This is a genomic window from Ochrobactrum sp. XJ1 (assembly GCF_024701725.1).
Lineage (GTDB): Bacteria > Pseudomonadota > Alphaproteobacteria > Rhizobiales > Rhizobiaceae > Brucella > Brucella anthropi.
In genome coordinates this window covers 64,403-82,056 of sequence record NZ_VDGD01000010.1, presented here as the reverse complement: position 1 = coordinate 82,056, position 17,654 = coordinate 64,403, and the positions used below count along the sequence as shown (strand labels likewise).

The window sequence follows — 17,654 nt, the reverse complement described above, 5'->3', positions numbered from 1 at the left end:
CGAGCTTGCGAGACAGGGCCGAAACGCGGTAATTTTTCAGGAGCCTTCAACATTTCCGCGTGGTTCCATGAGCGATATCGTCAATCTCAGACAGTTCAAAAAGCAGAAAGCCCGCGCTGAAAAAGAAAAGCAGGCTGACCAGAACCGCATTCAATTCGGTCGTACGAAGACCGAAAAAGCTTTCGCTCGCACGGAGACGACAAAAGCGGAACGTTTTCTGGATCAGAACCGTCTGGAAAAAAACGATAAGCCGGACGAGACAAAGTGAACTCGTCAGGACGTTTACGCAAACATTCCGTCAGTATTCGCGGGCACGCAACCAGCTATACGCTTGAAGACCCGTTTTTCGAACTGGTTGAGGAAATTGCGGCCACACGGGAGCTTTCCGTAGCGGCCCTGATCGCAGAAGTCGACAGCAAGCGTGACAGATCAATCAATCTGTCTTCCGCACTTAGACTTCATGTTCTGGATTGGCTCAAATCCAGAGTAACTCAAGGCTGAGGTACAGGCACCACAGGCGTCGTTTCCAGACTTTTCAGGAATTCGTTGAGGGATTGACCACCTTCCGGCGATGCCAGAGGATCTTTCGATCCACCCGCCGGTCCGCCTTGCGGCTTCTCAGCCTCAAGCCGTTGAGCTTCCGCGGCGGTTTTCCGAGCCGCTTCGCGCGCACTGGCTTCGGCACGACGTCTCACCTCGTCCTCACGCTGCGAACGATCACGTTCCACTTCATCTGCTTCGAACAGCCCAAGCTGACGACGAAGGCGCTGCTTCTCCATCAAACTCGCCTGCATGGATTCAACACGTTCCTGTTCGCGTTCAAGCGCACGCTGGGTCAGAAACTGAACGAGCGGCTGCTTGTCGAATGACACCTCCGGCGCGCTATAACTTCCGCCGAGAGAAAAGGCCACCTGCGGAGAAATACCTGTATCGGCGCCATCCCCGTTCTGGAACGTCAAAGTACCGTTTCCGCCAATTCCCAGTGTCGACAGATCGAATTGCAGATCGCTGAGAAGAGCCGCATTTCCATCGCTCAGATTTGCCGCAGCCATACGCGCGACACCGCCGCTGATCGTAAAGTCAAACCGCGTGTTGCCTGGCGCAAATGTGCCCTGCCCGGCTGCCTTGTCGGCAATGCCGACAAATTGCTTGGAAGCAAGCTTGTCGGAACCGGAGAACTGATCGCCCGTTGCATCGGCCGCCGCTATCATTGCAGGCAATGCCGCCCCATCCAGACCGTCGACGGTGAAATTCTCCACGTCAAAACTTGCCGCTCCCGCCAGCGATCCGACCAGCGCCGCAACGCTCTCGCCGCTACCATTCAGATTGACGGCAGCTTTCACCACACCGCCCAGCGGTGCAGAACCGTTCTCTAGCTGGTAAAAATCCTTGAGCTTTGCGCCACTCCATTTGAGCTCTGTCGAGAGGAGTGCATTCTTGTCGCTATTGCTCAGAGAAACATTTCCAACCAGATATCCACCTGCCCAGTTGCCGGTCAATTCGTTCAACTGAAGACTATCCATGGTCTTCAGAAGCCGTGTTGAAAACTCCGTAGCGGTCCCGAACCCTTCCATATGAGCTTGCGCCACGTTGAGCTTCATATCCAGCAATAACGGCAGGGACGGACGGACCGCGAATGCACCACGTGGCCAGATTGTCTTCGCGGTGGGCTTTGCCGGCTCAAATGCATCCTGCCCAAGCATGATAGCAGCAAGACTATCAACCTCGAGCGTCGCGAGCTTTGCCTCACCCTTCAACTGCGGCAGGCCGCTATCGGCAAAATTGGCCTCCAGCCGCGCGGAAACATCTTCGCCATCCAGCTTTCCTGTCAGATTGGGAAACCGCAAGATACCCTTTGCGAACTGAAAATCGCTGGTAAGGTCTGCTGAAAGACCTTCACCAAATCCGGGCAGCGCGAAACCGACCGTTGCGATGAATGGTTGCAGATCGGCGGAACTCAGCTGGGCCTTGCCACTGGCAGCGATATCCCCTCCGACCAGCGAAATCACGCCATCAGTTGTGGCCGTCCCGTCAGGCGCCGCCAGTTTGAGTAATGTCCGCATACCTGCACTCGGCGCGCCCTGCATGCTCAGGTCGGCGGTAAGTTCACCAGCCAGCCCCAAGGGCAAGGCGGGCATACCGATCAACGCAAGTACCACTTCACCTTGATCCGATGTAGCAGTGCCGTTCAATTGCATCTGCAACGGCTCGCTCTCACCCTCGCCACCGCTCGCCGTGCCCGACAGGTCCAGCTTCATGCCGCCTGTTTTTCCGGTAACACTGAACGAAAACTCCCCGACACCGGGAGCGCTTTTGGTGTTCGCCTCAGCAGGCCGGGCACTCTTACCCTTGGATGCCGCGCCTTTAGCAGGTGTCTTGTCCGCCACTGGCACGGACGGCGCCACCGCATTGGCGATGACATTGATCTCGCTATCCTCGAACAGCCCAGGGAAATTTGCCGCGCGCAACGAAAGCGCATGAAACAGCGGTAGCTGGGGATAGCGGTTGGCCATCAGCGAGAGGAAACGCGAAAGATCTCCAGACAGTATCGTCGCATCGAGCGAGCCGGAAGGCGTATTGGAGAAGGGTTCGTAGGTGCCTGTTGCAGTAAGCGTCGTGCCCGCTACATCGCCAACCAGCAGCCGGTCGAAATCGAAGCGCCCGTCATGCAGCCGGAGCGCCATGTCGACATTGGCCGCTTCCATGTCCTGATAGCGGACAGGCCCTGCCTTGAATGCCAGGTTCAGCGATTGGCCATCGAGAAAATCCAGCCCGTCACCACTGGAAAAAAAGGCTGTAAAAGCTTGCAGCGCTTCGCTTTCCACCGCTCCACCATTGAGGGCGAGCGTAATTGCAGGCTGTGCCAGACCCTTTACTTCGCGAACAAACGAACCTTTGAGTGTGGTTTTCCCCAACGCAATTTCGAGATTGTTGATCCGCTGCATTCCGTCGCGAAGATCGACCTGTCCTGAAAAACCCGCGCCTTCGAGCTTGCGCACGGAATCGTCAACGGTCTCGTTCAGCCAGCTTGCGAGACCGGACGGCTGACGCGAGGCAACGAGCATATCCCCCTTGAAGCCGAAATCCTTGCCAACCGAGAGCGTACCCTTGGCTTCCACCTTGGTTCGCCCCGGAAGATCAGCAGCGAACTGACGAATATTCCAGTTCTTTCCGTCAGGTTCCGCGCTCACTGTGACCGAGCGTATCGTTGTGCCGCCCGCGATGACGGCAGGAAGGCGCAAATCCACATTGCCGGGTATGGTGGGAATGGGAAGTTGTTCGAGAACGCGGCGCGCTATCGCAATACGATCAGTAACCGGCACGGCAGAACCGGATTGTTCTTCGCTGGCGGCTTCATTCGGGCCCCAGAAAAGCTGCTGTCCGTCGGCGCTGACCTCGAAACGCGGCTTGGCGCCATAATCAATGAATGCCTTGCCATTCACCACATAAGGATTGTCGGCAGGCCCCTGCTCCATCCGGAATTCGCTGGCATCGAAGCGACTGCGATCCGCCTTGAATTTACCGGTTACGCGTACACCACTGAAAAAAGGCGTTATCGTCGGTGTCTTCTGATCCTTAGCCGTCTTGGCAACCATATCGGAAGAGCGGAGCGAAAAATCACCGGCGTAGTCGAGCCGACCTTCGGTCACGGTCACATCGCCATCGGTCTCGAAAGTAGCCGGGATTGCCTCCGGCGAAATGCGAGCGCGTACGCGCAGCGAACCGTCCGGCTTCGCCTCGCCGCTTGTAAGGTCGATCGCCAGCTTTTCGCCCTGAAGAACGAGACTTCCGTTTGCCTGCCACGGACCTGCAAGACTGTTTGCGGAGATCACGGCATTGAGTCCGGTAGCTGTATGACTGCGGCCGCTTGCCTCTTCGCGAAGGGTAATTGTTCCGTCACTAACGGAAAGCCGCTCCAGCTTGATTTTCGTCGGATCGAGCGGTGTCGACGGGCGGATCGCCCAATCGACCTTGCCGCTTTTGTCCAGGGAAATCGTGGCTCGCGGGCGATCCACGCGCATATCGAAAATCAGAAGTTGGCCGCGCAGAAACGGCATCAGTTCAGCATCCATCGAAAACGTATCGACGGTCATCACCGGATGAGCAGCATCGGCCCCGACGCGCACATCGGAGAAAGCGACAGAGGGAAACGGCAAAAATCGGGCGTTGACGTCACCAGCGACCTTGACAGGGCGCCCCAGAACACGGCTCGCCTCGCGCTCGAAATCGGCACGATAGCCGCTCCAGTCAACAAAAGGCGGCACGACAAGTGCTGCCGTCAACAGCAGCACGAGAAGCCCGCCGACGATGACGAATATGCGGCCCAAGAACCAGCTCCGGTCAAACAGATTGTAAGTTAGCGCGAAACAAAGAGTGAATCACGCTGTCTTTATCTGCGCAACATAACGGCATCGATCCGGCGACAACAAGGCAAATTGCATCACAGCCATATCGATATGCACGCCTGCCTGAATCAAACTCTTGGCAAACCCGCCCAAACAGCTGAATTGAATCAGGAAATCAGTATTTTGCCCGGATTCATGATGTTGTCTGGATCAAGCGCTTTCTTGATGGCCCGCATGTAGTCCGTGGCTTCACCCAGCTCCATGGCCAGATACTTCATCTTGCCTTGCCCGATGCCATGTTCGCCGGTGCAGGTTCCCTCCATGGCAATGGCACGTTTTGCCAATCGGTCCATGAATGCTTCGGCACGCTCCATTTCGCTCATATCATCCGTGTCCAAAAGCAGGAGAAGATGGAAATTACCATCCCCCACATGCCCGACAATTGGTGCTATCAGGCCTGTTTCGGCAAGGTCTTTTTCCGTCTCGCCGATGCAATCGGCCAGACGCGAAATCGGTACGCAGACATCAGTGGAAACACCCTTGCAACCGGGCCTCAGCAAAAAAGATGCAAGATAGGCGTCGTGACGCGCCCGCCATAGCCGGTCGCGTTCCTCGGCATCGTGGGTCCACTGGAAATTGCCACCACCATTGCCTGCAGCAATTTCTCCAAACAATTCCGCCTGTTCGGCAACGCCGCTTTCCGTGCCGTGGAACTCGACAAACAGATAGGGCTGCGCCTCATAAGGCAGTTTGGAGTGGAGGATCAACGCCTGCATCTGAAGCGTGTTTACAAGCTCGATACGTGCAACGGGGATACCCATCTGGATGGTTTCGATCACCGTGCGGCAAGCCGAAGCCACATCCGGGAAAGGACAGATACCGCCGGAAATTGCCTGCGGAATCCCCTGCAGTTTCAATGTCAGCTCGGTGATGATGCCAAGTGTTCCCTCGGCTCCGACAAGCAGCCTCGTGAGATCGTAACCCGCAGCCGTCTTCTTCACGCGTTTGGAGGTCTCGATCAGCCGTCCATCCGGCATCACGGCTTTCAGAGCCAGCACGTTCTCACGCATAGTCCCATAACGCACCGCATTCGTACCGGACGCACGGGTGGAAGCCATACCGCCCAGTGTGGCATTGGCGCCCGGATCAATTGGAAAGAACAGTCCGGTATCGCGCAGATATTCATTCAATTCCCGGCGCGTAATACCCGGTTCCACCACGCAATCCAGATCTTCCGCATGTACGGCAATCACCCTGTTCATGCGCGTAAGGTCAAGAGAGACACCACCAGCGGGCGCGTTCACCTGCCCTTCGAGCGACGAACCGGCACCGAAGGCGATAACCGGAACGCGATGTTCAGCACAGATGCGGACTACATCCTGCACCTCCTGTGCGGTCTGGGCAAAGATGACGATGTCCGGCGCCTGCGTCGGCACATAGGTCGTCGTGTGACCGTGTTGTTCGCGGATAGCCTGACCGGTCTGCGCACGCTCACCGAAACGCTGCTTGAGAATACCCACTGCTGCGGCAATACCGTCCTCATTGCGTGCAAGCGCAACAACATTTTCAAGCGACATCGTTCATTCTCCGAAATTCATAGTCAAACGACAGGCAACGCCAATGCGACCGGGTCTTGTCCAAGATGCTCGGCAACGGCGCGGATCACCAGATTATGGTCCTCGCGCTGCGGCAGCCCCGATACGATTACGGCGCCGATCACGCCTGCCCCTGCAACGCGGATCGGAAATCCGCCGCCCGCCAGCGCGTAATCTTCGACATTCAATGCTTTATGGAGAGCAAACATGCGATCGTCGCGATTCTGCTCCAGAACAAGACGATAGGTCGAAGCATGAAAGCGGCGCACGACATTGAACTTACGGCGCAACCATTCCTGATTGTCCACTGTGCTTCCGGCGGTCGTCGCATAAAACAATTGCCGGTCCCACAGGGAAATTTCGGTGGCAATGCCGAGCTTTTCCTTCACGGCGATATCGCGAATGCGATGACCAAGCGCGAATGCTTCATTCTCGTCAAATGACGGAAAAATAAGCGCCTGTTCCTGCCGAATGATCTGCGCAATCGCCTGCTTGCTGTCGTCGCCCTGTGCCATTCTCTGCATTTCCCCGATGAGCTGCACGAAATCTGTGCGTTCCTTGTGCGCCTTCGATCACGTGATTGCAATAAGGGTTGTCCGCCATCAAACTTGATTGATCGGATGCAATCCACTAGTGGAGCCCTATGGTTCAGAACCCCAATATAGATGTGCCTCTGAAAGGCGATCAAATACCGGAATTTGTCGAAACCGCCGTATTCAAGCGCGACGTGTTCTCGGAAACGCATGCCGGTTATTTCATAGGCAACCCCGAGACCCGCATCATTCGGCGCGTCGTAAGCGCTGCTCCATGGTGGTCGAAGCCGCTGGCATGGATATTGGCCCGGCGCGAAATCCGCGGCCTCAAGACGGTACGCGGCATCGAAGGTGTCCCACAGCTCCTCGCCATCGACAAGGACGGGCTGTATCGATCCTGGACGGAAGGCACACCGCTGCATCTTGCGCGGCCTTCCGATCCGAAATGGTATCGCACCGCGCACCGCATCCTGCGCGATATGCGTCGTCTTGGTGTCACCCACAACGACCTCGCCAAACCGCAAAACTGGCTGATGACACCCGAAGGTGAAGCAGCGGTCATCGATTTCCAGCTTGCAAGCGTTCATCGTCGTCGTGGCGCGCTCTATCGCCTGATGGCCTATGAAGACTTCCGCCATCTCATCAAGCAGAAGCGTGCTTTCGCAAAAGACCTGATGACACCGACGGAAAAGCGCATTCTGGCGCGCCGTTCTCTGCCGTCGCGCATCTGGCTGGCGACAGGCAAGAAAGTCTACAACTTCATCACTCGCGGCATTTTCAGCTGGTCGGACGGTGAAGGCACTGGTGACCGGATCGACAATGAAGGCCCTGCAATTCAGGCTGCCCTCAAATCCGATCCACGCGTGACCGATGTAGCGCTCGCGCTCTATTCACTGCCAGCCAAGGGCGTCGGCATCTACGCTTTTGTGGAAACACTGAACGCCGATGAGAAAAGTCTGCGTGCAAGGCTCAAAGGCCAAAAGGTTGAACTGATCCAGCCGGTTGCGCATCTGCCGCGGCGCGCCGATGGGACCATCCGAGACGACATTCTGCGGCTAATCGCAATGAACCAGATGACGGAGCTCGATGATCTTCTGCAGCGTGAACCGGAACTGCGTGGACTGGTTGAAGCACTGGCCTCGCATCGCCTGAACTTTACGGATCGTCGCGTTACTCAATTAGAGTAGTCGAATATTTTAACCCTTTCGCTGGTCTTTCAGCCGCGAATCATTACATTCGGGTCAAATGTCTGACTTTCCCGACGATATGCCGTTTTTCGGCGATGACGACGCTCCGGCAGGCCGCACGCCTGCTCCCGGTGGCATTGCCGCACGTGCCATGGCAGCACGCAACCAGCAGCGTGGCGAACCCGATTACCTAAAAGGGCTGAACCCGGAACAGCGTCAGGCTGTCCTGACGACAGAGGGTCCTGTTCTGGTGCTTGCCGGTGCGGGCACGGGAAAAACGCGCGTTCTGACAACGCGTATCGCACATATTCTGACCACCGGCCTTGCCTATCCAAGCCAGATTCTCGCCGTGACTTTCACGAACAAGGCCGCGCGCGAAATGAAGGAGCGTATCGGTCATCTGGTCGGCGGCGCAGTCGAAGGCATGCCGTGGCTCGGCACGTTCCACTCGATCGGTGTTAAGCTTTTGCGCCGCCATGCGGAACTTGCAAATCTGACATCGGATTTCACCATCCTCGACACTGATGACGTGATCCGCCTCATCAAGCAACTCATTCAGGCTGAAGGCCTCGATGACAAGCGCTGGCCTGCCCGCACCTTCGCCAACATGATCGATGGCTGGAAGAACAAGGGATTCGGACCATCCGATATTCCAGAAGGCGATGCACGCTCGTTCGGCAATGGTCGCGGACGCGAGCTTTATCAGGCCTATCAGGAACGCCTGCGCACATTGAACGCCTGCGATTTCGGCGATCTTCTGCTGCATCCGATCCGTATCTTCCGCAATCATCCGGATATCCTGCGCGAATATCACGCGAAATTCCGCTACATTCTGGTGGATGAATATCAGGATACGAATACGGCGCAATATTTGTGGCTGCGTCTGCTGGCGCAACGACCAAAATCACGAACGACAGCGCCAACGCGGGCCGGAGGCTCGCCGGTACAGCCCGCCAAGGCATCCGAAGCCTCCCGCAGGACCGATGAGCGCAGCGAATTCGGCGTGAGCGGAGATAAAGTCAATCTGTGTTGCGTCGGCGACGACGATCAGTCGATTTACGGCTGGCGCGGAGCAGAAGTGGACAATATTCTTCGCTTCGAAAAGGATTTTCCGGGCGCAGTCGTCATCAAGCTTGAGCGCAATTACCGCTCCACAGCGCATATCCTCGGTGCAGCCGCCCACCTGATCGCACATAACGAGGGTCGCCTTGGCAAAACGCTGTTTACCGAAGCACCCAATCCGGACGATCCACGGGTCAAAGTTCATGCGGCCTGGGACTCGGAAGAGGAAGCCCGTGCTGTCGGCGAAGCCATTGAGCAGGCCCAGCGTCAGGGGCATCTCCTCAACAACATGGCGATCCTCGTCCGCGCTTCTTTCCAGATGCGTGAATTCGAAGACCGTTTTGTCACACTCGGTCTCAACTACCGCGTCATCGGCGGCCCGCGCTTCTACGAGCGGCTCGAAATCCGTGATGCGATGGCCTATCTGCGTGTCGTTGCACAACCGGCCGACGATCTGGCGCTGGAGCGCATCATCAACACGCCGAAGCGTGGTCTGGGTGAAGCCGCCATCCGCCAGATCCATGATTATGCCCGCGCACGCGATATTTCGATGTTTTCTGCGGCCTGCGATCTCATTGAAACCGAGGAATTGAAGCCGAAGCCACGTTCCGCACTGCGCGAAGTGGTCGAGAACTTCCTGCGCTGGCAGTCCCTGATCGACAACACGCCGCATACCGAACTGGCCGAAACCATCCTTGATGAATCCGGCTATACGGGCATGTGGCAGAACGACAAATCAGCAGAAGCACCGGGCCGGCTTGAAAACCTCAAGGAACTGATCCGTTCCATGGAGGAATATGAAAGCTTGCGCGGTTTCCTTGAGCACGTTGCACTCGTGATGGACGCCGAGCAGAATGAGGATCTGGATGCCGTCAACATCATGACGCTGCATTCGGCCAAAGGTCTGGAATTTGAAACCGTCTTCCTTCCCGGCTGGGAAGAAGGCTTGTTTCCACACCAGCGCGCGCTTGATGAAGGCGGGCGTTCCGGCCTTGAGGAAGAGCGCCGCCTCGCCTATGTCGGCGTGACCCGCGCCAAGAAAAACCTGCATATCTGGTTCGTTTCCAACCGACGCATCCACGGCATGTGGCAATCGACCATTCCTTCCCGTTTTCTGGAAGAACTACCGGAAGCGCATGTGGAAGTGGCCGAACTGGAAGGCAATTACGGCGGTTACGGCGGTGGCTATGGACAGTCCCGCTTCGACAAGGCTGATCCATTCCAGAATTCCTATTCGACACCCGGCTGGCAGCGCGCGCAGCAGAATCGCTCCGATGCCACCCGTAACAACTGGGGTTCTCGTTCGGGCAGCAAAGTGGAACGCATCGGCTATGGCGAGACCGATTCCGGTTTTGGAGCTGGTCGTGGCTCCATCAAGGGACGCACGATTGACGGTGAACTGGTGGCCAAGTCAGTGGCCGACAAGCCATCGGCCTTCAAGGCGGGCGACCGCGTGTTCCATATCAAGTTCGGCAACGGAACGATCTCGCTTATTGACGGCAACAAGCTGACCATCGATTTCGACAAGGCCGGACAGAAGCGCGTTCTCGATAGTTTCGTCCAGCCGATCTAGTTTCCATCACAGATGAAGGATCAGGGCAGCCGGATTATTCCGGCTTGCCCTTCGCCCATGTTACATCACCCTTGTAAAGCGGCACGGTTGAAAGCGACGTTTTCGCTGAACCATCCTGAACCTGTGTCGCATGGGCGAGATAGAGCAGAGTATTGTTTGTCTTGTCGTATATGCGCGTGATGACAAGCTTCTTCCAGATCAAGCTTGTACGCTCGGAGAACACCCGTTCCCCGCCCTTACCGAGATCGATATCTGCGATAGTGATCGGCCCTGTCTGCTCGCAAGAGATGGAAGCATTGGACGGGTCCTCGAACCAGTTGCCTTTTTGCAGCCGGTCGATCATGCCGCGCGAAAACGACGCCAGATGACAGGTTACGCCCTGCACTTTCGGGTCCTGTACCGCATCGATGACAATATCGTTTCCAAGCCAGTCGACGCCAACCTTGCCAACTTCTTCGGCCGGAGCGGCCGAAGCCGCAACGACCAGCATGGGAGCAAGCAACAACCCGGCAAAACGCTTCAGTCCGACCATATCTTCCAGCCTCCAGAACTGTTGTGATGCCAAGGTGGGTAAACAATTGCGGCTTTGCAAGAGCCGGAATTCAGCTGCTCCACTTTTCCAGAAACGCCTCGATTTCGAGCGTCTGGATGTCTGGAACCGCTTCATAGAGCTTTTCCACCGACCAGTTCCACCATTCGAGTTCGAGCAGTCGGTCTATGACAGCATTATCGAAGCGTTTGCGGATGAAACGAGCGGGAACACCGCCGACCACATGATAGGGTGGCACATTCTTCGTCACGACCGCATTCGCACCAATCACGGCACCGTGGCCAATCTGAACGCCCGGTGTGATGACCGCGCCGTGGCCGATCCATACATCGTTGCCGATGATCACGCGCTGCTCCTGACGCCTTGCCCGGAACTCGCCATCAACGCCCAGATAACGAAAATACTCATTCGGTCGATAACTGACTTTATGAGTCGTGAGCCGCTCCATCGGGTGTTCGAGCGCATTGATGCGAACATTCGCGGCAATAGAACAGAACTTGCCGATCTCGGCATAGATTCCCTCGCCGTTCCGCTCGAAATAAGTGAAGTCGCCGACCATGACTTCACGAAGAATCACACGCTCGCCAATATCGGCATACCGTCCCAGCTTGACGGATTTCAGTTGAGCCGTCGAATGAATGCGGGGTTCACTGTTCTGGAAACGGAGATCATCTGACGACATCATTGCAAACTCACCTCAAGCTTCCCTGCAGCGCAGTCAGCTCTGGAACGAACTGCTTAAGCCGCTTCCTGCGAACTATCTTGCTCGCCGGAAAGATAATCCTTGATAACATTCGGCAGAACATCGTCAAACTTCGCAATGAGGGTCTGGTGAATTTGGGCTCGAAATGCGGGATCGAAACGCTCAAAACCCTGCACGCAGCCGAAGGGCGCTGAACCGGCCTCGATCGCCTCAAGTTCTTCCGCCCAATGTTTTTCCTGGACAAAATCCAGATAAGCCAGTTCTCTCGCCGGACGAACAGAAGCTTTGTGCCGCAAAATCTCCAGATGATTGGCGAGAGCAACCGTATTGAACTGTTCGATATCGCGATATCGGAAACTGACCTGCTTATTCAGAACGCCGGGTTTCTCGGTGAAAAAAGCCGCCAGCGTGTTGCGCCGCAACGGATGTGGGTGATGATGGATCGACATGAATCGATCCTTCATGCCAGCAGTGACAGCGCCTTTCCATTGCGCCATGCGGAATTTCGGAAACGTATATTCATACCGCGATATCTTGCCAAGCAAATGGCGCAGCTTGTACTTCCAGCGGGTGTTTTCAGGCCGCACCCAATCGCCATGAAGAACAGGGCGCTCGTTCTCATAAAGATCGGATACTGTCAGCGGAGCATTCACGAAGAAATCGTCGTTGGAATAAATAAAATGCTCCGACAGCCCGGGTATCCGCCACATCGCACCTTCAATAGCGCGGGCGTTGAACGAAGGGCGAGCAGCCGGCAAACCATCAAAAATATCATCATGTGATACGATCTGAATAAAAGAAGCATCACATTTGCCCTCATGCTTGAATGCATCGAGGAAACGTGGCTTCTGATGATCGGTGATGATGAAAATGCGCTTGATGAACGGGGCGAATTTGATGACGGAAGCGATGTTATAATAAATCTCGCCATTATCGAGATAACGTTCGTTTGTAACGGCTTCGAAATGCGTGCGATCAGAATTTGGCGCGAACCTTTTTCTGGCAGCCGTATGCGCGGGATCCTGCCCGTCAACCCAAGCGATTACGTAATCGACTTCCAATATTGCTCTCACAAGAAATTGCAATTTTATGACCGAAATATATCAGTTCGATCAACCTTGCAAAAAGAAAGAACGAAGAAGCTGTTCAACTTTGGTCACGCGAATGAGACAGGAGCCAAACTGTGCGAAGAGCCATTTCCACCGCGCGACAAATAGTCAAAAGTTTCAGAAATTATTGAAAATTGAGCAAATGGCCGTACATTACCGCCATGCTCTTCATGATGCAGGATGCGGCTATATCGACCGTTCTGCAACGCATAAAGAAAAGATAGATTGTTGATCAGCGCATCAAGGCGCGTTCGGAAATTCAAGGCTGACTGGACATGAAAAAATTCCTGCCCATCTTCATCATCGCCTTCATCGTCGTTATCGTCGGCGCTGCGGGTCTCAATCTTTTCCGAGACAAGGAAGCGGCTAAAGAACCCTTCGGCGGTCCGCTTAACCTTGTGACCATGGATGGCACGCCTTTCACCGAGAACGACCTGCGCGCTGCGCCAGCAGCAATCTTTTTCGGCTTCACCCATTGCCCGGACGTCTGTCCCACCACGCTCTATGAGCTTGATGGCTGGCTGAAGCAGCTTGGGCCGGAAGCCAGTGACATCAAGGCTTATTTCATCACCGTTGATCCGGAACGCGACACGCAGGAAGTCATGAAGACCTATGTCGGCAACGTTTCCGACCGCATCATTGGCATCACCGGTACACCACAGAATATTGCTGATATGGTCAAATCCTACCACGTCTATGCCAAGAAGGTTCCGGGCGAAGACGGCGAATATACGATGGATCATACAGCATCGGTATTTCTGCTCGACAAAGGCGGTCGCTTCCGCAGCACAATCGCCTATCAGGAAAACCCGGATACGGCTCTGGAAAAGTTGAAGAATCTGGCCAAAGGCGCTGCAAAGAGCTAAATAGAATCTACGAAGCATTTCCATCGGAAATGCGTCAGAGCCTGAATCAAAAAGCGGCATGTATGTGCGAAAATGGTGATTTTCGAGTACCGGAACGCAATGTACTTCTGAGCATGGTCCCGAAAAGTTGCAGACTTTACGGATAAGACTATGCACCCGAGAAAGCTACATGAGCACCGGAACGCAGAAAAATTGCCATTTGCAGCCATACAGGTCGGCTTTTGGTACAGACTCTCAAAGATAGAGAGCTTTATTACTTCATGGCCCAGTCACGACTTTTCTTTTCGGCGGATAAGGCGGAAGCCGAGCGCGTCTACAACATTCTCGAACAGACTTTCGAGGAAGACGGCTTCCCCATCGCTATCACCGAAATCGATGAAGACCGGCAGATTTTCGAGGTGTCGGTCTATGTCGAGGACGATGCCGAAGATGTCGCCAAGCGGATCGATGCGTTGGTCGGTGCGGACATTTTCTCCGTCGAAGAACTGCCTGACATCGACTGGGTCACGCATTCGCTGGAAGGTCTGAAGCCTGTCAGAGCCGGGCATTTCTTTGTCCATGGCTCGCACGACCGCGACAAGATCGAAGCAGGCGACATCCCCATTGAAATCGATGCTGGTCTTGCCTTCGGCACCGGCCATCACGGAACGACGGCAGGATGCCTTGAACTGATCGAGGAAACTGTCAACGGCGAACATCCGACCAATGCGCTCGACCTTGGCACCGGCAGCGCTGTTCTTGCCATCGCCATAGCCAAGCTCGCTCCCATTCCTGTACTGGCTACCGATATCGATCCTGTCGCTGTCACCGTCGCCGCAGAAAATGCCGCCAAGAACGGTGTGGCAGAACATATCGTTACGGCAACGGCGGAAGGCTTCAGTCACCCGATCTTCCGTTCCTATTCGCCATTCGACCTGATCGTCGCCAACATTCTTGCCAATCCGCTTATCGAGCTGGCACCTTCCCTCAAGGAGCATCTGGCATCCGGCGGTTCCATTGTTCTTTCCGGAATACTTGACAGTCAACACGATGCAGTGCTCGCTGCCTATCAGGCACAGGGACTCACCCACCAAAAGACGCTGCATCGCGAAGGCTGGGTAGCAATTCATCTGAAATAACAGGCCGTTTGAACCACGGCGTATTCCTGTTTTGAGCGAGTTAAACCTATGGCTTTTCAGAGTTTCGACGTCACCACAAATCCGGCCAATGGCGGCCCACGCGTTGCGAAGCTGCGCGCGAAAATGGCCGAACTTGGCCTTGACGGATTTCTGGTTCCTCGCGCAGACGAGCATCAGGGTGAATATGTTCCGCCCCATGCGCAGCGCCTTGCCTGGCTGACCGGCTTCACCGGATCGGCTGGTGCCGCGCTCATCCTCGAGAACAGCGCCTATATCTTCGTCGATGGACGTTATGAACTGCAGGTCCGCGCCCAGACCGACCCGAAGGTCTTCTCCTATGAAAGCCTTGTCACAAATCCACCGGCTTCCTGGCTGGCAGAAAACGGCAAAGGCCTGAATATAGGCTTCGATCCCTGGCTCCATACAATTTCCGAAGCCCGCGCCTTGCGCGAAGCGCTTGAAAATCAGGGCGGTCAGCTCGTTCCCGTCGAAATCAATCTTGTTGACGCCGTATGGAACGATCAGCCTGAAGTGCCAACGGCAGAGGTGACGATCCAGCCTGCCCGCTTCTCCGGCCATGAAGCGGAAGACAAGATCAAGGAAATGCAGGCGGCAGTCGCCGCAAGCGGCGCCAGCGCAACTGTCCTGACCGATCCGTCATCAGTTGCATGGGTGTTCAATATCCGCGGCAAAGACGTGTCCAACACACCACTGCCGCTGAGCTTTGCCATTATCCCTGCAAAGGGCGAACCAGAGCTTTTCATTGATGAACGCAAGCTCGCCATCGAACCACGCGCCTATCTGACCCAGCTCGCCAAGCTCTCGGCACCGAGCGATCTGGAAGGGCACCTCAGTGCTCTCGCGGCCAAGGCAGAAGCTATTCTTCTCGACCCGACCCTTGCGGCTGAACAGCTCCGCCTCGTTGTCACCAGCGCAGGCGGCAGTGTGATCGAAGGCAAAGACCCTGCCCGTATTCCACGCGCAATCAAGAACAAGGCGGAACTTGATGGCTCACGCGCCGCCCATGAGCGCGACGGTGTGGCTATGGTCAATTTCCTCTCATGGGTCGACGGCCAGAAGCCCGGCACAATCGATGAAATCAGCGCAGCGCAGAAGCTGGAAGAATCGCGTGCCGATGCCGGGCGCGACTTCCAAATGCCGCTGGAAGACATATCCTTCGACACGATCTCCGGTGCGGGGCCAAATGGCGCAATCATCCATTATCGCGTCAATACCGACACCAACAGAACGCTTGAAGATGGCGAGCTTTATCTGGTCGATTCCGGCGCACAATATCGCGACGGCACCACCGACATTACCCGCACCGTCCCCATCGGCAAGGTAACGCCAGAGACGATCAAGGCATTCACGCTCGTGTTGAAAGGTGTGATTGCGATCACGACGGCGCGTTTCCCGAAAGGCACACGCGGGCAGGATATCGACGTTCTGGCGCGCATCGCACTATGGAAGTATGGTTTTGACTATGCGCACGGAACCGGTCATGGCGTCGGCTCCTACCTGTCAGTGCACGAAGGCCCACAGAGCATTTCGAAAAAGGGCGCGCAGGAACTGCTGCCGGGCATGATCCTTTCCAATGAACCGGGCTATTACAAACCCGGTTCATTCGGCATCCGCATCGAAAACCTCATCATCGTCACCGAACCGGAAGTGCCGGAAGGCGGCGACATTCCGATGATGGGCTTCGAGACACTGACTTTCTGCCCTATCGACCGGCGCCTGATCGACAAGTCACTTTTCACGCACGAGGAAATCGACTGGCTGAACAGCTACCATGCCAGCGTGCGCGAGAAGCTTTCAGGCCACCTCAAGGACGCTGAACGCAAATGGCTTGAAGCGGCAACCGCGCCGCTTTGATAATGCATTCACACCGTGAAATGGCGTAGCGCGATCAAAAGCGCTACGCCAGCAAAGAACATGGTCATCATGCTGAGCCGCAACGAAAGCACGATGCAAACCGCGAGTACGAGCAGTTCCCGCCAGCCATGATCCGAAGCAGGCGCAGCCACGATGGCCGTCAGAACGGCTGCAGGCACGGCGTTGAGCGCCGCTTCCACCCGGTAATGCACACGGCTGAAGCGTGACAGGACCAGATGCCCACCAATACGGGTGAGATAAGTGCAGAGCGCGCCCGCAAGAATGATCCAGATTGTGGTGGACATTTACGCCTCCCCTTCGCGTGGCTTGGCAATAATCGCCGCAAGAACAATGCCGCCAAGTGCGCCCAGCGATACATGCCACGGAGATCCCACGAACTTGTAGGCCGCCACGGCTGAAATCGCACTGACGATAACGACCGGCAGCCAGTTCTGTCGGTGACGGAAACTCATCACCATGCCGAGAAAATAGATCGGCAGCAGAAAGTCGATGCCGAAGGCGTAGGGATTCGTGATCAGATTGCCGAACAGCCCGCCAATCAGCGCTTCGAGAACCCAGGTCAGATAGAATGTGAGCCCGATGGCCATATACCAGACGAAGGTGACCGGCTTACCGGCTTCCGCTCGCTGTTCAACTTCCGCATACTGGATGTCTACCAGTACGAAAAAGGCCAGTGCCTTCTGCCATGGCTTGAAGTGACGGATACGCCGACCTGTGCTCGCCGAGTAAAGCACGTGCCGGAAATTGACGGCGAAGATCGACATGACAATCATCCACGGCGCAATGTTCTGGCCGAAAAGATCTAGCCCGACCATCTGGCTGGCACCGGCATAGATGATGGAACTCATGAACACCGCTTCGGCGAGCGACAATCCGTTATCGACAGCAAGCGCACCGAACAGCAGGCCAAAGGGCGCGCCGGCAACGACAAGCGGAAGTCCGCGCCGGACACCGTCAATAATATCGGCGCGCGCTGAAGCCCTTACGGGCCGAAAAGTCTGATCCACGAATATTCACTCCTCCGAATGAAGAGTAGTTAGGAAATTCTGGGGCCTGTTGGAATATGATTTCCCAAAAAATCATACTATTAAACAGGAATGCCGCATTTGCGCATCA

The 17,654-nt window shown here is 55.7% G+C and carries 16 protein-coding genes; 8 read left to right on the top strand and 8 right to left on the bottom strand.

Features of this window, described 5'->3' with window-relative positions; genetic code table 11:
* The first annotated feature begins 67 nt into the window (after window positions 1-67).
* Complete coding sequence (locus FG152_RS18660; RefSeq protein WP_010659755.1) at window positions 68-268, top strand: DUF4169 family protein; 201 nt, start codon at window positions 68-70, stop codon at window positions 266-268.
* Window positions 265-501 (top strand): ribbon-helix-helix domain-containing protein, encoded by a 237-nt coding sequence (locus FG152_RS18655; protein WP_010659754.1) that lies wholly within the window; start codon window positions 265-267, stop codon window positions 499-501. Before FG152_RS18660 ends, FG152_RS18655 begins: the two co-directional genes overlap by 4 nt.
* On the opposite strand, the gene FG152_RS18650 is transcribed toward FG152_RS18655, so the two are convergent.
* The 3 genes from FG152_RS18650 to FG152_RS18640 form a co-directional block, all read right to left on the bottom strand.
* Complete coding sequence (locus tag FG152_RS18650) at window positions 492-4,328, bottom strand: AsmA family protein (RefSeq protein WP_010659753.1); 3,837 nt, start codon at window positions 4,326-4,328, stop codon at window positions 492-494. The two genes, FG152_RS18655 and FG152_RS18650, sit on opposite strands and share 10 nt — an antisense overlap.
* Window positions 4,329-4,513: 185 nt before the next feature.
* Window positions 4,514-5,923 carry an FAD-binding oxidoreductase gene (locus tag FG152_RS18645; RefSeq protein ID WP_010659752.1) on the bottom strand — a complete coding sequence of 470 codons (1,410 nt, stop codon included), beginning with the start codon at window positions 5,921-5,923 and terminating at the stop codon, window positions 4,514-4,516.
* A 23-nt stretch (window positions 5,924-5,946) separates the two neighbouring features.
* Complete coding sequence (locus tag FG152_RS18640) at window positions 5,947-6,456, bottom strand: heme-degrading domain-containing protein (protein WP_010659751.1); 510 nt, start codon at window positions 6,454-6,456, stop codon at window positions 5,947-5,949.
* Between the two features lie 128 nt (window positions 6,457-6,584).
* Here FG152_RS18640 and FG152_RS18635 point away from each other — a divergent pair, with 128 nt between their 5' ends.
* Together FG152_RS18635 and FG152_RS18630 are read left to right on the top strand one after the other, a co-directional pair.
* Window positions 6,585-7,661, top strand: coding sequence for a serine/threonine protein kinase (locus FG152_RS18635; protein WP_010659750.1), 1,077 nt, complete (start codon window positions 6,585-6,587; stop codon window positions 7,659-7,661).
* Window positions 7,662-7,719: 58 nt separating this feature from the next.
* A complete protein-coding gene (locus tag FG152_RS18630) occupies window positions 7,720-10,296 on the top strand; it encodes an ATP-dependent helicase (protein ID WP_010659749.1) in 2,577 nt (858 codons plus the stop codon).
* 34 nt (window positions 10,297-10,330) lie between these two features.
* Here FG152_RS18630 and FG152_RS18625 read toward each other — a convergent pair whose 3' ends face one another.
* From FG152_RS18625 to FG152_RS18615, 3 genes are all read right to left on the bottom strand, one after another.
* The gene (locus FG152_RS18625) at window positions 10,331-10,828 is read right to left on the bottom strand and encodes a CreA family protein (RefSeq protein WP_010659748.1); all 498 of its coding nucleotides are present in this window, start codon (window positions 10,826-10,828) and stop codon (window positions 10,331-10,333) included.
* Between the two features lie 70 nt (window positions 10,829-10,898).
* Window positions 10,899-11,531: a DapH/DapD/GlmU-related protein gene (locus FG152_RS18620; protein ID WP_010659747.1), complete on the bottom strand. Its 633-nt coding sequence runs from the start codon at window positions 11,529-11,531 to the stop codon at window positions 10,899-10,901.
* 53 nt (window positions 11,532-11,584) lie between these two features.
* Entirely contained in the window at window positions 11,585-12,448 is an 864-nt protein-coding gene (locus tag FG152_RS18615; protein ID WP_235691771.1) for a stealth family protein, read from the bottom strand.
* Between FG152_RS18615 and FG152_RS18610 the strand changes: the two genes are divergently transcribed.
* The 4 genes from FG152_RS18610 to FG152_RS18595 all read left to right on the top strand — a co-directional run bounded on the left by FG152_RS18610 (window position 12,401) and on the right by FG152_RS18595 (window position 16,517).
* Window positions 12,401-12,766: a hypothetical protein gene (locus FG152_RS18610; protein WP_226622316.1), complete on the top strand. Its 366-nt coding sequence runs from the start codon at window positions 12,401-12,403 to the stop codon at window positions 12,764-12,766. The genes FG152_RS18615 and FG152_RS18610 overlap by 48 nt on opposite strands.
* A gap of 167 nt (window positions 12,767-12,933) precedes the next feature.
* The gene (locus FG152_RS18605; protein WP_010659745.1) at window positions 12,934-13,524 is read left to right on the top strand and encodes an SCO family protein; all 591 of its coding nucleotides are present in this window, start codon (window positions 12,934-12,936) and stop codon (window positions 13,522-13,524) included.
* Window positions 13,525-13,784: 260 nt separating this feature from the next.
* A complete protein-coding gene (locus FG152_RS18600; RefSeq protein WP_010659744.1) occupies window positions 13,785-14,642 on the top strand; it encodes a 50S ribosomal protein L11 methyltransferase in 858 nt (285 codons plus the stop codon).
* A 48-nt stretch (window positions 14,643-14,690) separates the two neighbouring features.
* Entirely contained in the window at window positions 14,691-16,517 is a 1,827-nt protein-coding gene (locus FG152_RS18595) for an aminopeptidase P family protein (protein ID WP_010659743.1), read from the top strand.
* Between the two features lie 8 nt (window positions 16,518-16,525).
* Here the strand turns inward: FG152_RS18595 and FG152_RS18590 are convergent, their stop codons facing one another.
* Entirely contained in the window at window positions 16,526-16,822 is a 297-nt protein-coding gene (locus FG152_RS18590) for an AzlD family protein (RefSeq protein ID WP_010659742.1), read from the bottom strand.
* Window positions 16,823-17,545, bottom strand: coding sequence for an AzlC family ABC transporter permease (locus FG152_RS18585; RefSeq protein ID WP_010659741.1), 723 nt, complete (start codon window positions 17,543-17,545; stop codon window positions 16,823-16,825). It lies immediately after the preceding gene.
* Window positions 17,546-17,654: the final 109 nt, after the last annotated feature.

Coding starts and splice junctions, on each gene's coding strand:
- FG152_RS18625 (WP_010659748.1), bottom strand. CDS start 10,828: ATGGTCGGACTGAAGCGTTTTGCCGGGTTGTTGCTTGCTCCCATGCTG.
- FG152_RS18590 (WP_010659742.1), bottom strand. CDS start 16,822: ATGTCCACCACAATCTGGATCATTCTTGCGGGCGCGCTCTGCACTTAT.
- FG152_RS18600 (WP_010659744.1), top strand. CDS start 13,785: ATGGCCCAGTCACGACTTTTCTTTTCGGCGGATAAGGCGGAAGCCGAG.
- FG152_RS18660 (WP_010659755.1), top strand. CDS start 68: ATGAGCGATATCGTCAATCTCAGACAGTTCAAAAAGCAGAAAGCCCGC.
- FG152_RS18595 (WP_010659743.1), top strand. CDS start 14,691: ATGGCTTTTCAGAGTTTCGACGTCACCACAAATCCGGCCAATGGCGGC.
- FG152_RS18620 (WP_010659747.1), bottom strand. CDS start 11,531: ATGATGTCGTCAGATGATCTCCGTTTCCAGAACAGTGAACCCCGCATT.
- FG152_RS18640 (WP_010659751.1), bottom strand. CDS start 6,456: ATGGCACAGGGCGACGACAGCAAGCAGGCGATTGCGCAGATCATTCGG.
- FG152_RS18630 (WP_010659749.1), top strand. CDS start 7,720: ATGTCTGACTTTCCCGACGATATGCCGTTTTTCGGCGATGACGACGCT.
- FG152_RS18605 (WP_010659745.1), top strand. CDS start 12,934: ATGAAAAAATTCCTGCCCATCTTCATCATCGCCTTCATCGTCGTTATC.
- FG152_RS18635 (WP_010659750.1), top strand. CDS start 6,585: ATGGTTCAGAACCCCAATATAGATGTGCCTCTGAAAGGCGATCAAATA.
- FG152_RS18610 (WP_226622316.1), top strand. CDS start 12,401: ATGATCGGTGATGATGAAAATGCGCTTGATGAACGGGGCGAATTTGAT.
- FG152_RS18645 (WP_010659752.1), bottom strand. CDS start 5,923: ATGTCGCTTGAAAATGTTGTTGCGCTTGCACGCAATGAGGACGGTATT.